This window comes from Butyricimonas sp. DFI.6.44 (assembly GCF_022132345.1).
GTDB classification, from domain to species: domain Bacteria; phylum Bacteroidota; class Bacteroidia; order Bacteroidales; family Marinifilaceae; genus Butyricimonas; species Butyricimonas muris.
Genome location: NZ_JAKNJD010000006.1, coordinates 84,302 through 99,124, shown reverse-complemented (window position 1 = coordinate 99,124; position 14,823 = coordinate 84,302). Strand labels below are relative to the sequence as shown.

The window sequence follows — 14,823 nt, the reverse complement described above, 5'->3', positions numbered from 1 at the left end:
TCATTTTTATTTACTCGAATTTTGACCAATAAATATTCTGGCGTATCAAATCATTATAGGTAAACGCATCACCGCCTATCGGCAGGAACAAAGCCCCATCCTTCACATCTTGCTGGGTCAACGTCTTGAAATTGCCTTCCATACACGCATGAACGTATTCCAAACCATTCCGCATAATATCGAAATAACGGTGTCCCTCAAGCAACAATTCCCGCTCCCGCTCCTTGAAGATAGCCAACCGGATATCATTCTCACCCGGGCGGGGATAAAGAGTCGCATGGGCTCGCCCGCGAATAGTATTCAAATCATCTATAGCCAGATCATCATCCAGTTTAGCGTAACATTCGGCTCTCAACAAATAAATATCCGCCAGACGCCAGTAACAATAATTCGCATCAATATATGCCAATTGAGGAGTCGGACTCCACGACACATCTTGATAAACGGCATCCCTCCATTTGTAGATGTAAGCGAATCCTTGGTTTACCTTATACATCGTGTCATGTGACATAGAATCCAATTTATAAAAATACTCATCCCGGCGGTCATCCGTCTCTTCATAAAGATTTTTCACTGTTTCAGCTTTGATAGCAAAAGTCTTCGTCACCACGGAAGCAGGAGTTTCCGTTCCCTTCACCGGCCAAGTAATATATTGGCGTCCGGGGAAATAAGCCATCGGATAATCCTGAAAACGATCCAACTCGAACTCCAGAATATTTTCTTGGCTGGCTCCCATCCCTTTCATCGCTTTCGTGCATACCTCACCAATCGTACGCTCCAACTCGTAGTAACCCGCTTTCTTATCTATCAAAAGCGAACACCATTCAACAGCCTTTCCGTAACAATCTTTCGCATCTCCGTCCAACCCGTGCATCTCAATCATACTTCCTTTCCACGCATACAAATGCGCCAACAACGCCGCACAACTTCCTTTGCACCCGTATTGTTTCGACACCCACGTATTTGCTCCCAAAAGAGGCATATCCTCGTATTTCGGCAATAGTTTGTATCCTTCCGAAGCATTCTTTATCGCCTCATCCAACACGTCCGACATCGAACTCTTGTTATACACTTCCATACTCGTGCTATTCTTCGTGATTACGGCCTCTCCCCACTTTCTGGCAAGATCGAAATAAACAAAACCTTTCACGAAATATGCTTGCCCGGCATAAAAGTCCAGTTTATCTTTTGAAACCCCTTCAGCCCGATGCAAATTATCCAATATCACGTTCGCCACGTAAATTAAATCATAATGATTTGCCCAATTATTATAACTGGAATAAGGACTTACTAATGATGTCTGATTCAACATCCGATGATCTTGATAAGTTGAACTACCTACCAGATCAGCTATAAATCCGCGAAGAGGCATTATTTCATTCTCAAATGCTTTATAACGGGAAAAAGCTTGTAGTTGAAACACTATCGCGTTAAAATCTTCCTCTGTCTTAAAGAAGTTCGTGAACGTGATGGCATTCTCCGGCTCCACGTCCAGCACGTTATCACACCCCCACAACAAGGGGAAAAGCAGTATATATATAATTTTCCTCATGGCTAAAATTTTACAGTTAATCCTAATGTCAATTTCCGGGCTAACGGGTAATACATGAAGTTATCGTACCCGGTATAGGGGTCTACGACTTCCGGGTCCACACCGGAATAATTTGTCAACAGGAATAAATTCTCTGCCGTGAAAAACAAACGGCAACCGTCAATATTAATTTTCCGCATCCACTCTTTCGGGAAATTATACCCCAACGTCAATTGTTTCAACCGCAAATAATTCACCCGTTCTATGTTGGAAGAAACGGCTCCGTCAAATTGTCCCGTGTAACCGCGGCTACTGGAAGTTATGATCGGATAATCAGCCTTATCTCCCGGTTTCTCCCAAAATGTCGTATTTGCATAATCCACAAAAACCGTACTCGGTCTAAAATCGTACTGCAAAGAAGTAATTTTGTACAAATTAATAATCTTTCTCCCTAACGTGTACGTGAACAAAACATTCAAATCAAAACCTTTCCACATGATCTCGTTAGCCCATCCCCCGTAAGCTTGCGGTAGAGTAGATCCAGCATAATACCTATCGTCGCCATTAATGACTCCATCTTGATTCATATCTTGTATCATTCTGGTTCCCGCGGCATACGGGTAACTTTTGTTCATCGAGTACAACAGATTTTTGTTCCCTTGTTGGTCATAATAAGCCGGAATATCTTTTTCTGACTCAATCATACCCAAATCTTTATAAAGATAAAGCCCGTAAATAGGTCGCCCGAGTACCAACTGTCCGGTTCCGTTCACCATATCCATATCCGTGTACGACTTCTCGAAACGATTCCAGTTTCTTGAAATATTAAACTTTCCACGCCATTTAACCTCCGTGTCACGCAGAATATCATAGTTCAACTCCATCTCGATTCCCTCGTTAGAAATCTCCATCGCATTCTGCCATGCCGTTTTATGAAAATAATAATTCCCCGGCAAAGAAACGTTGAACAACAATGATTTGGAATACTTGTAATAATAATCCAATTTGAATTTCAAACGATAATCAAAAAGATCTATATCCAAACCTATATCGTATTGATCCGATTCCTCCCAAGTCAGATTAGTATTAATAATTTGAGAGGGCAATACCCCGGAATTTCCCAAGAAGTGATTCGCGAACTCAAGCGTCCCATGTGCCAAATAAGCATCCTTGAACTGTTGTCCTGAAGTACCCCAAGATGCACGAATCTTCGCGTAACTCAACCACCATTTTTTGAAAAACGGTTCTTCCGAAAATGCCCAACCAACGGCAACCGACGGGAAAGTAGCCCAACGCACGTTTTCGCCGAACACGGACGAACCGTCCCTCCTTAGCGTGTACTCAAACAGATATTTCTTTTTATAATTATAAGCCAAACGTCCGAAATAACTCAGCATGATTTTTTCTTCAAAATTAGACCGGTATGCCTGCAAAGCTTGGATACTCCCGTATTTTTCGTAAGTCGTCGGGAATCCGTCTAAAACATAGTGAATCTTATCACTCGGGGAACCTTTACCCGAAGCACTAAACTGGTCTTTTGCCTCTCTCAAATAAGACAATCCTAAAAGGATCTCCATATTATGATTATTCCGAATCGTCTTATTATAAACAAGCAAATTCTCGTTAGAAAACATTGTTCCGCTACTGATACTTCCCGTTGACACACTTAATTTATCTGTCGGATCCAAATAACTGGGTGTAAAAGAATTTCGTTTCCCCTCGGAGAAGTCCATCGCCAAACTGGAAGACAACTTTAGCCCTTTAATAAACTCATACGCCACAGCCAGACTTGCCCGAATCCGGTAAGTGATGTTTTTCTCGGACGACTCGTTTATCTGTTTCAACGTTTCCTTTTCAATATCCCCGGAACCCGGCAAAATAGAAAGATTCGATTTCGGGTCAACAGTCAACCGTTCGTACTTACTCGCGCTCGAGAAAGAAGTATTCGCCGCCCCCCGGCTCCGATCCGTATAAGCAAGATACAAACGTGCATCCACATTCAAGTTTGTACGAGGAACGACATTAATATTCGTCAAAATATTAGCCCTTTTAAACTCGCTCCCCAGCATAATCCCTCTCTCGTTATACCAGCCTGCCCCGATCATGTATTTTATCGTTTCCGTCCCACCGGAAGCCTGAAGATTCGCGTTCAAAATCTTCCCCGCATCGAAACAATATTTCCACCAATTCGTCGAATTATTATAAAAAGGATTCAAACTGTCCTGCAAAGGTCTTACCATATCCTTCTGCGCATCATTTAAAACATATCCGTTATTCCAAAAGAAATCATACGCACCATTCTGGTGATATGCCTCCCGGTAAGATTCTGGCATTTTATAAATACCTGTCTGCCAACTCCCGTAAGCCGCACGTACACTTCTAAACTTATAGATATTAGCCATACGCTCCAAGTGTCCCCCCGTCTGCACCGGGGTTTCGGGCAAAATGGAATAGGAGTATGACACGTTAGCCGAAAATTTTCCTCGTCCCGTTTTCCCCTGCTTCGTGGTGATTAAGATTACACCGTTACTCGCCCTTGAGCCGTACAATGCGGCAGAAGCGGCATCTTTCAAGACTTCAACGGACTCGATTGTCGAAGGATCTATCTCCGCCAAGGTGTTCGTCCCCGTCACGGGAGAAGTAAAAGAATGCACGGGTACACCGTCAATGACATACAAAGGAGTCCCGTCCGTCTGGGATTCTGATAACAACGAATTATAGCCCCGGATATTGATACGGGTACCGCCACCACCGGGAGAACCAGAAATATTAGTCACCTCGACTCCCGCCATATGCCCCTGCAACAAATTTTCCAGACTCGCGGAAGGCACCTCTTCCAAATCTTTCGCTTTCACGGAAGACACCGCACCGATCAACTCTCTCTTTTTCCGCTCTCCATAAGCCACCACGGTTACCTCGTCCAAACCGGAAACTTCGTCCTCCAACACCACGTTCACGGTCGTTTGCCCCTTCAACTCCACCTCTTTCGTCTTCATACCCACGAACGAGAACAATAATCTATCCACCGAACCGGGAACTTCAAATTTGTAAGTTCCATTTACATCGGTCACCACCCCAATCGTCGTCCCCTTCACGTAAACAGAAACCCCGGGCAGCACCTCGTTCCTCTTGTCTTTCACGACTCCGGTAATCACTTTTTTCTTCTCGTCCAAGGCTGCTTTCTTCTCTGCTTCCGCCTTTTTCTTGATCACGACCACGTTCTTCTCCAATGAATAAGTGTAATCGGTTCTCCTTAAACAGACATTCATCACGCTATCAATCAACACGTCTTTGACGTCAATCGTGATTTTCCCGATTTTATTCACCGCATCCATGCTGTACACGAACGTCATCTTGCTCTGTTTCTCCACGGCAAAAATGATGTCCAACATCGAAGCATTCTCCCTTTTCAAAGTCAATCTCTCCGTCTGGGCAAAGGCGTTACCAAGCATCCCGCCGCCCAAAACAAACGCCAAACAGAGGCAGACTTTCATACAAATTGTATTTATTCTCCTTTTTTTATCGTGCAGGAGCCACGTCCAAAGATTTTTTTTCATAACTTTGAAGAATTAAATTGATTTTGAATTTAACCAAATGGGTGGCAGGAAATAATCACCACAAAATTTCCGCTACCCGTTTTTATTTATATTCAGCTTAACATTAAGTTCCACTCATCACGGTCAACGTCTTTCCCTTCATCGTGAATCTCACTTCCCCGGTCAATTCCAATATATCCAAGAGTGTATCCACATGCTCGTATTTTTCCAATTTAAAACCGAACCGTTTATCTGCCATCTCCGGGTTCTGGTAAAAAATCTCGAAATCATACCAGCGTGCCATCTCCTGCAAGATATCATCCAACCGCTCCTCGTCAAACACAAACACCCGTTCTTTACGCAAACGATAACTCTCCCCGTTTATTTTCCGGTAAGAAAAATCTCCCGTGTTCTTGTGAAAGACAGCTTGCATATTCGGACGCAACACGTTATCCTTCACACTTACCACCCCCTCAACCAACGAGGTTTCCACAACCTCCATATTATTATAGGCTTTCACGTTAAAACTTGTTCCCAGTACCTTCACGTCAAGCGACTTCGTTTTCACGTAGAAAGGATGAACGGGATCATGATGTACCTCGAAATAAGCCTCTCCCGACAAATACACTTCCCGTTTATTTCCTTCAAAACGGGTCGGGAAACGAATTTCCGATTCGGCAAACATCCAGACATTTGTGCCGTCGGCAAGTTTCAGATTATATTCACCACCCCGAGGTACCACGACCTTGTGATATTCCACCTTCGCATCCATAACGGAATCCAAACCGGAATAATCCAATCCCTGCCCTTCGGCCAGCGTGACACCAAAATCATTCAATTCTTTCGTCACGTTTTTTACTGTATCCAAAGCTATACATTTTCCCCCGGGTAGTTCCAACATCGTTTTGTTGGATTCAAAATAAGCATCCACGATATATTGAGGACGATCTTCCTGTTTGCTTTTATTTACCAGAAGAATCGAGGCGGCTACAGCAAGAGGCAAGGCAAAAACAGCCGCCCACCAGAACATCCGGTACATCATCCCCGAAGACTTCTTGCCTGTAACTTTCCGAATCCTTTCCCAACTCTTATCCGCACTAAACGATGCGTACATCTCTTTTTTAGCGGCAATAGATCGTTCGTCCCGAACCCGAGCCAGAAGTTGCTCTCCCTCCGGATGAGCATGTAGCCGTTTTTTCAACTCGACCTCCTCCTCCGGTGAAAGTTTTCCCTTCAGGTATTTCGTGATTTGTTCTGCTAATTCTATCGATTCCCTATATTTTTCCATAAATGTTTTCCTGACTATTCATATATAATATGCAGAAACACGATTTAGGGGTGACCGGGAATGCGTTTTTTTTGAATTTATTTCAAAAATCTCTCTACAAATTCATAAGAACAAGAAAAAACACGAACAAATTCTTCAATTCCTCCCGCAAAAAAGCATAGGCTTTTCTTTTCTGGGTCTTGATTGTATTCACGGATATATGCATCTTCTCGGCGATCTCCTCCTGCGAACAACCATTCATACTCATTACCACGATTCGTCGTCTTTCGGGAGGTAATTTATCAATCGCACGAATAATTTCCCGGTGTACTTCTTCCTCGATAATAGCGTTTAATACACTATCCGAATCGTCTTCTATAGCCGGATTTACATCTTCACATTCCCGGTGTTGCCGTAAATAATACAAGGCATTGTTACGAAGTGCCTTGAATAAATAAGCCTTAAAATAAACCATATCCGTGTAGATACCGCGCTTTTCCCAAATATGGATAAAAGTTTCCTGCACCACATCTTCCACCGCTTCATGCTCTTGAATATACCGTTTCACGAAAGCACACGACGGATTAAAAAAGTTGTCAAACAACTTTTTAAAAGCTCTCTCGTCACCGTGGTTAAACTGATACAATAACATCTGGCACACCGTATAATTCGAGTGCAAGTTATGACTTTTTTCAAAAATATCAACACAAAAAAGGCGCCCCTTTCGGAACGCCCTTATCTTCCCTACAAATCTCCACTACTATTTTAACAATAAATCACCCTTCAAAATCATGCGGGGAACGGATACCTGAGCCGCTCCACAATAATGAGCACCTAATACCAAAGGATCATAGGTAAAACAAATATCATTCGTTGAAAAATTTACGGTCGTCACGTTTGACAATGTCGGTACATCCGTGAAACAATTGTCCGGGTTCTTGAAATTCGTCTTAATCTGTTTGTCAATCTCGGCACTCTTGTTGTAATTCAATATATCTTCCGGTTCAAGGAATTTCCCTTGTTTCATACTGTAATTAAAAGCATAATACTCCGTCAACCCGTTCGCACCTCCCGTCAACGTGTACACAACCAAACGCAAGCTGATATAACGGTCGTCTGCCATAAAAACACTATCCTGAATATCCAGCGTAAACGGTATCATGGGATTGATCTTCATCTCCTGTGCTTCTTGCAGGTATTCTTTCATTTGTTCTTTCAAATCATTTTGCAGACTGTCAATTAATTTCGTCACCCGCTCATTCACCTCCTTGCATCCTTTCTCCAAAGCCGCATTCTGAGCTGAAAATACCGGACGATTCACGGATACATCCCATTCATTGTTCGTGTAAGACAACATATTCTCCTCTATATTAATCGTCGGTTTCTGACACCCGACAAAAAACAAAGCCAGCAATGCGGCAATAAAAATACATCTCCTCATAATATCTTCCTTTAATAACAATTTCCGTTGTATACGGAAGGTTTGAAATAAAGGTTCCAACCAAAAAGACTTTTAACCACGGAACAAGTAAAGCACATGTGGGTGGAATCATAAATCTAAAATCATGAAATCAAAAATTAAAGGGCTGCCCATACAGACAACCCTTTCCACACACACTTGTTCTAATCCTCACTATTCCCAATCCGATAACGGATTCTCTTTCTCCGATTTTATTACCCAGTCCCGCAATTTCACGTGTTTCAAAAACTTCTGAGCCACACGTTGAATATCTTTCACGATAATACTATCCAAGGCTTTGTCAAAAGCACTGTGATCCGTGATATCTTTTCCATATTCCGCATAACTATTTAACACATTCATCCAGAAATCGATACCGAGATTCTCGTTTGCCTGCTCGTTACTTCGTTTTATTACCGTAACGACGGGAGCCAATTCACTCTCCTTGAAAAGTTCTTTGGTACTCTTCTCCAATTCCCGGTAGATAATCTCTTTCATCCTTTCCACCTTATCGCTCTCCGTCTCGAAACCGATCATCAGGGTTGCTTTCCTATCCGGAAAGTCCCGGTAGCCGGCATCCGCATTCACACCATAACTCGCACTCTCCTGCTCCCGCACGATAGAGAAGTAACGAGCCCGCAACATCTGTCCCCAGATATTAAAAGCTATCTGCTCTTTCAGCGAGAACTTGCCATCATTCTCCAGCACGATATTCACCATCCCCTTGTCCCCCGGCATCACCACTTTAAATTCACGTGCAATAGTATCGGTATCCACGCTATAATCACGGATAATATACTCCTCTTTCTTTCCCCCGCGAGAAGGCAAAGCACCGATATATTCACACGCCAAGCGTGCAGCCTCGCCCCGATCGATATCCCCCACGATACAGAAAGTAAACTCCCCGGCATTCGAAAAACGTTCACGATACAAGGATTCCAACCGTTCGAAATTCATCATGTCGAAATACGCCACGCCATAATCCTTATTCCGTTCGTCTTCTCTCACGGTCAACATCCGGATCGTGTCCTGCACGAGATTCTGCGGTGTCTTCCGTTGGTTCTCGTACGCGTAGCGGGAACGCTCGACATATTTGTCAAATTGCGTCCTATCGAAACGGGGTTGCTGGAACAACAAGTAATACAACTGGAACAAAAGTTCAGCATTCTCCGCTTTCGTGCTTCCCCCGAAGCCTTCCGTGTAATCACTGATCATCATATTCAAACGGATCTGCTTGCCTTGTACCAATTCTTTCAACGTACTCAAGTCATACTTGTACAATCCCGACTTCAAAGTCAATGCTTGCATAGCCGTTAATGTCGGTAAATCCTCCGTGGCGACAACCGAACGACCGCCATGACTGCTACATGCCAGCGAAAAGAACCCATGTCCCTCCTCCACGTGCTTGTAATACACCTTGGCGCCATTAGACAATGTCCACTCTTCCGCCTTGAAACGATCCAGCTTTTTCACTTTCCTAATCGTTCCGGCTTGAAGTTGCAGGTCAAACGGTTCCGGCGTCTTGTGTTCCTCGACCTCCGGCTCTATATCTTTTTCCGCCACCTTAGCCATGATATTCAGAATATCATCTTTAGTCAAGTATTTATAATCCTTGTCATTCCCGGACACCACGACAATCTGATTACTATCGTTCGCCCACGAGTGAATCCAGTCACTCATATCCTCCGCGGTGATTTCCAGCAAAGCCTCTTTCAACAAACCCAACTCTACCGGTTGCTCGTGAAAAGGCATTCCCGCCAAAAAATGATTCTGGAACACGGATACATAATACGGGTTACTCTCCTTCTCTACCTCACTTTCCATTTTCATCAACTCTTGGAAAAGAGCCTCCTGCACTCTCTCGACCTCTTTGTCGGTAAAACCGTAACGACGAATCTCTTCCCACGCTGTCCACACTTGCTCGAAAGCCTCAGCATCTTGATTTTTATACGGAATCACGTCTAAAGAGAACCCGTTATAATTACGCACGAAACTCTCGAATGTACCGGAAGCGCTCAAAAACTTCTCCTTGTTCGCGTTCACGATACGGGACAAGCGTTGCCCCATCAAAGCGTTAAAAATCCGTGCTTTAAAAGAATACGCCTTGCGTCCGACCTCATCCAATCCCTCCTGCCGGTGTACCCGTTGGTGGAAAGAAATCATCTTCGAGGGATTCTCCGCATCGAGAATCAACATATAATCCATATCCGCCCGGTCTGGAATTTCCACCTCGTACCGTTCCAACGGGTTCTCCCTCGCGGGAATCTTCCCGAACTGCTCCTTTACCCGCTTCTCGAACTCTACCTCGTCAATATCCCCGACCACGATCACGCACTGCAAATCCGGTCTGTACCATTTACGATAAAACTCCCGTAATACATCCGAGGGGAACGATTGCAATAATTCCACCGTCCCGATCACGTTCCGTTTGGCATATTTCGTGTGATTGTACACCACCGGAGCCGATCCTTCCTGCAAGCGACGCCCCACGTTATAATGACTCCGCCATTCCTCGATAATCACGCCCCGCTCCTCGTCAATATCTTTATCTTTCAGCAATATCTCGCTACACCAGTCTTTCACGATAAACATACACGTGTCCACCAATCCGCCTTCTGCCACGGGTACATCCTCGATATTATACACCGTCTGGTTTATCCCTGTCTTCGCGTTGAACGTGAAAATACCTCTTCCCCTCAAATAAGGCATCACCCCTCCCGGGAAATGGGTAGTACCGTTAAACGCCATATGCTCCAAGAAATGCGCCAACCCGTTCTCGTGATCCTCTTCCAGTATCGCCCCCACGTTTTGCAACAGGTAAAAACTCACCCTTCCCGGCTCCGCCTTGGAATGCTTCACGTAATACGTCAGACCGTTATCCAGTTTCCCGTGACGCAATCCTTCCATGCCTTCCTGCGCGGACAAAGGAGTCCCAACCGTGCAAAGAAACACGGCAATCGTTACTAATAATCCCCTCATACTTTATTTATTTCGCTAATTCCAGTGCTTCCAGTTTACGTTTCATAATCATTTGCACTTGAACAGATTGCATTTTATTCTCGATCTGTAAAGCCTCCATGTACCCTTGGTTATAAGCTTCTTTTGCCTTATCAAAATCTTTCAATGCCTTATACGTATCCCCCAACATCGTCACAAAATTAATCCTGTCGATCAATCCGGTTCCCTCGTATTGCATAGCTTTCACCAACCAATCCTTCACTTGTCCTAATTGTTCGTTGTTCAATTTTCCCTTACTCATGACATACATATTTTGAGCAATCTCACCATAATCATTCGCTCCCACCTGATCACCCAAAGCCGCCAAATACTTATTCATTAATTGAACATAAGACTCCGCATCTTTTTTGTAAGACAATAAATACATCCCATCATAATAATACTTGAATTTCTCGTAAGGAGTCAACGTTCCCGTCGGCATAATAGCGTAAGCCGCTTCCAGATCACCATTGATTCTCTCCAAATATTTCTTGTATTCATTCTTACCCGCTTTTGCCAATTGCTCGATAACAGCATTATTATACTCGACCATCAAGATACCCGGAGCTTCTCCCAATTTACTCATGTACGTTTCCAGATTTTTGGCAATAAACTCCATCACCGCATCATCTTTCACGTTCTTTTTATTAAACTTATTCGCAATTTGGAAATCCTCTTTATTAATAAAATCCGGTCCCATTTTTGCCTTCACATACTCGGCATATAATTTATCAATACGCACAATCCATTTTTGTGCTTCCATTCCCTGCAAACCACCCACATAATCCGGAGCCTGTTTCAATACCAACTGCATATCAGTCAAATCTTTTTTCGATTTGGCACGGTCATACAATTTCTCGAAACTTAATTGTTCCCCGCTAGCCACTTTGGCTGCATTCAAAAAATCATCCTTTTCCCGAGCTCCTGCCAAACGGGATGCCACGTTTCCATCCGCTTTAAAGAAAATCAATGTCGGCAATACCGTTACATTAAATTTCTCGGCAGTTTCTTTCTGCCATCCGGTTGCCTCAACATTGATTTGCATACACACGAACTTCTCATTCATGTATTTTCCCACCTCCTCATTCGTGAATACTTTTTCTGCCATTTGCTTACATGGTCCGCACCAAGTAGCAAAAAAATCCACGAATACGAGTTTATTCTCTTGCTTTGCTTTCACTAACGCTTCCTCGAAAGTTCCCTCGAAGAACTTAATCCCTTGGCTATAGCCTGATGCGCTCCACCCCATGAACAGGGTGAAGCATATCATTATAAAATATTTTCTCATTATATTCATTTCAAAATAAACGTAAACACATCCGGCAAAATCGCAGAATAATCTTCATTACTTACCTTTAAGGTAACAATATAGCGTCCCTTAGGAGCCTCTGTCCTTAACGGGAATTGCATACGTCCACTACCACGTACAACAATTTCTTTCGCAAATATATCCGCATCACCTCCATCAATCGCTCGTACACTTACAAACTCATAAGACAACGGCTCTGTTCCCAACATTCCGCTAATCGTATTCGTTACCCATGGAGCATCGTTATCCAGTTTATTTTGACTTACCTTGCTCAAATCAGTCTCAACGACCAATGAATCCGGATAATATTCTGCATTATCGGCTTTCAAATACCCAATCTTCACATCATGACATGCACTAAAAGCCAAAACCATCACAAATAGAAATAATATTGTCTGTTTCATCTTGTTCCGTTTTTACATTTCATTATAATTGTCCCCAAGTGAATCCATAAGCCAAAGAATGAACAATCCCATTGGTCGGTTCTATGTCTGTTGATGCAACATCTACGCTCGTGGACATATTCATTCCACCTTTTATATACAAGACCACGGCTCCCGCTTCCGGAACTTTTTCGTACGGTTCCCTGAATGAAAACACCCGGAATGTAGAACCAAAAGCAGAAGTGAAAATGACTCCTGATGCATTATCATCACTCGTCCCCCTCGGAATATCTTTTACTTCATATTTTCCTTTCACGACATGCCGCAAAATCAATTCTTTACAATATTCAACACCTTTTGCCTCCACATATGCTTTTACACTCTTATAAATCGGTTCTTGCACCCAAGTCTCCGTATTCAATTGGGTTTCCTCGAACATCTTCCGACGGATAGAGTGGTTCGTCGGACCAAAAAATGTAATTTCTTCATATCCGACTTTCTCTCCTGTAAAATACTCTTTTGTTCCTGTATACTCGATCATTAACAATAATGAATCCCAGTTATAGGAATCCGAATGAAAATATTCATACATATTCCCCGGATACTTTTTCCGGGCTATACCCGTATCAATCTGGTTATACTTTGTACATCCGACAAAAACGGATAATAACAATCCTAATAATATAATCTGTTTCATATCTTGTTCCTTTATTTTCTCATATACGGGGCCCAATACACATTCTGCCTTAATAATCCGTTCATTTTAAATGCACTCTCGTGAATCGGGAAAAATAATGCACCATTTTTCACATCAGTCAATGTCAACGTCTTCAACGCTCCCGGTAAATAAGTATTAACATATTCCATCCCGTTGCGTACGACATCATAAAAACGATGCCCCTCCATTAATAACTCGCGTTCACGTTCGTGGAAAATAGCATATTTCAAACCTTTCTCATCACCACCGCTATTGGGATAAGGCTTCACATTATTAATTCCTCGAATCTCGTTCAAATCCGCTTGCGCCAAACCCTCTTCTCCTAATTTGACATAACACTCGGCTCGTAGTAAATATATGTCTGATAAACGCCAATAAGAATAATTTGATTTGATTGCTATTAATCGCATCGCACCCGGATTATAAGGATCAGCTTCATACACGCCCTCGCGCCATTTAAAAGGATAAGCAATACCCCCGGTAAGTTTAGTTATTTCTTCCCGAACACTATCCTGCAAATGTTTCATTACTAATTCTGTCGAATCAGTAAACATAAACTGAACTGAATCGGTACTATAGTAACTATACCTATGAAAATAAGCATCCCGTCTCAAATCCAGCGTATCATACAACGTTCTGATTGTACTATAAGAAATTTTACTTGACTTATACTGTTGGTCCCCCGCTTTCGTTAAAGGATCAACTGGATAGCCAATAAATTCTTGCCCAATCAAATACGTCGAAAGAATAATTTCCGCCGACATATCTAATGAAAACTCAAATATTGATTCCGGATTATTTGACTGATAATCAGAGAAATATTTACACAATTCTTCAGGAGCACGTACTAAACTATAATTTCCGGCATCTCCTTTTATCAAATAATTGGCATATTCTACTGATTTTTTATAACATTCATTAGAATTTCCATCAAGTCCCATCAAATCAATCATACTTCCTTTCCAAGCATAAGCATGAGCTAATAAAGCACAAGCAGAACCTTTACTACCGAATTGTTTCGAAGTTATAGGCGTTCCCGTGCGATCAACCAAATCAGCTTGAACAGGCAACATTTTATACGCTCTCTCCGCATTAGCGAGCACGGTATCCAAAACCTCAAGCAAAGGTTTTTTCCCATATACTTCAGATGAAGAACTATTCCGTGTAATAGGAACCTCCCCCCAACGACGTCCTAAGAAAAAATACCCTAAAGCCTTACCGAAATACGCTTGGGCTCTATAATAATTCATTCGTTCGGGTGATACATTCGCTTCTGCCTTATACATGTTATCCAAAAGTACATTCGCCATATACACAACCCAATAAGTCTGATCCCAAAGCGTACATACTTCACCTTGCCCCCTCATGCCTACCATTGTAGACGGATCCCAAAAATGTTCCTGTGTCCAATTATACTCTGAAATAAAACCTGCTCGTTCTTGTACATTTTGCTCTAATAATCGACCATGGATAAAACTTTGAAGTTGATATAACGAAATTTCCAGATCCTGCTCCGTTTTGTAATAATTGTCAAAACTGACCAAAGTTTCCGGCTCCACATCCAACAAACTGTCACATGCTGAAAAAAGCCCTATCAATAAAATATAAAGAATCTTCTTCATA

General features: G+C 42.7%; 10 protein-coding genes. All 10 read right to left on the bottom strand.

Annotation, left to right across the window (positions count from 1 at the left end; genetic code table 11):
• Positions 1 to 10 precede the first annotated feature (10 nt).
• On the bottom strand, positions 11 to 1,552 hold the full coding sequence (locus tag L0M98_RS09690; protein ID WP_227215770.1) for a RagB/SusD family nutrient uptake outer membrane protein: 1,542 nt from the start codon (positions 1,550 to 1,552) through the stop codon (positions 11 to 13).
• A gap of 2 nt (positions 1,553 to 1,554) precedes the next feature.
• A complete protein-coding gene (locus L0M98_RS09685) occupies positions 1,555 to 5,088 on the bottom strand; it encodes a TonB-dependent receptor (protein ID WP_227215771.1) in 3,534 nt (1,177 codons plus the stop codon).
• 103 nt (positions 5,089 to 5,191) lie between these two features.
• Positions 5,192 to 6,355 (bottom strand): FecR family protein, encoded by a 1,164-nt coding sequence (locus L0M98_RS09680; protein WP_227215772.1) that lies wholly within the window; start codon positions 6,353 to 6,355, stop codon positions 5,192 to 5,194.
• Between the two features lie 94 nt (positions 6,356 to 6,449).
• Entirely contained in the window at positions 6,450 to 6,986 is a 537-nt protein-coding gene (locus L0M98_RS09675) for an RNA polymerase sigma factor (protein ID WP_237961687.1), read from the bottom strand.
• 108 nt (positions 6,987 to 7,094) lie between these two features.
• Complete coding sequence (locus L0M98_RS09670; RefSeq protein WP_227215774.1) at positions 7,095 to 7,775, bottom strand: PdaC/SigV domain-containing protein; 681 nt, start codon at positions 7,773 to 7,775, stop codon at positions 7,095 to 7,097.
• A 192-nt stretch (positions 7,776 to 7,967) separates the two neighbouring features.
• Entirely contained in the window at positions 7,968 to 10,772 is a 2,805-nt protein-coding gene (locus L0M98_RS09665; protein WP_227215775.1) for a M16 family metallopeptidase, read from the bottom strand.
• Positions 10,773 to 10,779: 7 nt separating this feature from the next.
• The gene (locus L0M98_RS09660) at positions 10,780 to 12,078 is read right to left on the bottom strand and encodes a thioredoxin family protein (protein ID WP_227215776.1); all 1,299 of its coding nucleotides are present in this window, start codon (positions 12,076 to 12,078) and stop codon (positions 10,780 to 10,782) included.
• Between the two features lie 5 nt (positions 12,079 to 12,083).
• Positions 12,084 to 12,503 (bottom strand): hypothetical protein, encoded by a 420-nt coding sequence (locus L0M98_RS09655; protein ID WP_227215777.1) that lies wholly within the window; start codon positions 12,501 to 12,503, stop codon positions 12,084 to 12,086.
• A gap of 22 nt (positions 12,504 to 12,525) precedes the next feature.
• Positions 12,526 to 13,179: a fasciclin domain-containing protein gene (locus L0M98_RS09650; protein WP_227215778.1), complete on the bottom strand. Its 654-nt coding sequence runs from the start codon at positions 13,177 to 13,179 to the stop codon at positions 12,526 to 12,528.
• 11 nt (positions 13,180 to 13,190) lie between these two features.
• Positions 13,191 to 14,822 (bottom strand): RagB/SusD family nutrient uptake outer membrane protein, encoded by a 1,632-nt coding sequence (locus tag L0M98_RS09645; RefSeq protein ID WP_227215779.1) that lies wholly within the window; start codon positions 14,820 to 14,822, stop codon positions 13,191 to 13,193.
• Between the last annotated feature and the right edge of the window lies 1 nt (position 14,823).

What these genes read in the sequence shown, in the direction of transcription:
- L0M98_RS09690 (WP_227215770.1), bottom strand. Translation starts at nt 1,552, where the DNA reads ATGAGGAAAATTATATATATACTGCTTTTCCCCTTGTTGTGGGGGTGT.
- L0M98_RS09685 (WP_227215771.1), bottom strand. Translation starts at nt 5,088, where the DNA reads ATGAAAAAAAATCTTTGGACGTGGCTCCTGCACGATAAAAAAAGGAGA.
- L0M98_RS09680 (WP_227215772.1), bottom strand. Translation starts at nt 6,355, where the DNA reads ATGGAAAAATATAGGGAATCGATAGAATTAGCAGAACAAATCACGAAA.
- L0M98_RS09675 (WP_237961687.1), bottom strand. Translation starts at nt 6,986, where the DNA reads ATGTTATTGTATCAGTTTAACCACGGTGACGAGAGAGCTTTTAAAAAG.
- L0M98_RS09670 (WP_227215774.1), bottom strand. Translation starts at nt 7,775, where the DNA reads ATGAGGAGATGTATTTTTATTGCCGCATTGCTGGCTTTGTTTTTTGTC.
- L0M98_RS09665 (WP_227215775.1), bottom strand. Translation starts at nt 10,772, where the DNA reads ATGAGGGGATTATTAGTAACGATTGCCGTGTTTCTTTGCACGGTTGGG.
- L0M98_RS09660 (WP_227215776.1), bottom strand. Translation starts at nt 12,078, where the DNA reads ATGAGAAAATATTTTATAATGATATGCTTCACCCTGTTCATGGGGTGG.
- L0M98_RS09655 (WP_227215777.1), bottom strand. Translation starts at nt 12,503, where the DNA reads ATGAAACAGACAATATTATTTCTATTTGTGATGGTTTTGGCTTTTAGT.
- L0M98_RS09650 (WP_227215778.1), bottom strand. Translation starts at nt 13,179, where the DNA reads ATGAAACAGATTATATTATTAGGATTGTTATTATCCGTTTTTGTCGGA.
- L0M98_RS09645 (WP_227215779.1), bottom strand. Translation starts at nt 14,822, where the DNA reads ATGAAGAAGATTCTTTATATTTTATTGATAGGGCTTTTTTCAGCATGT.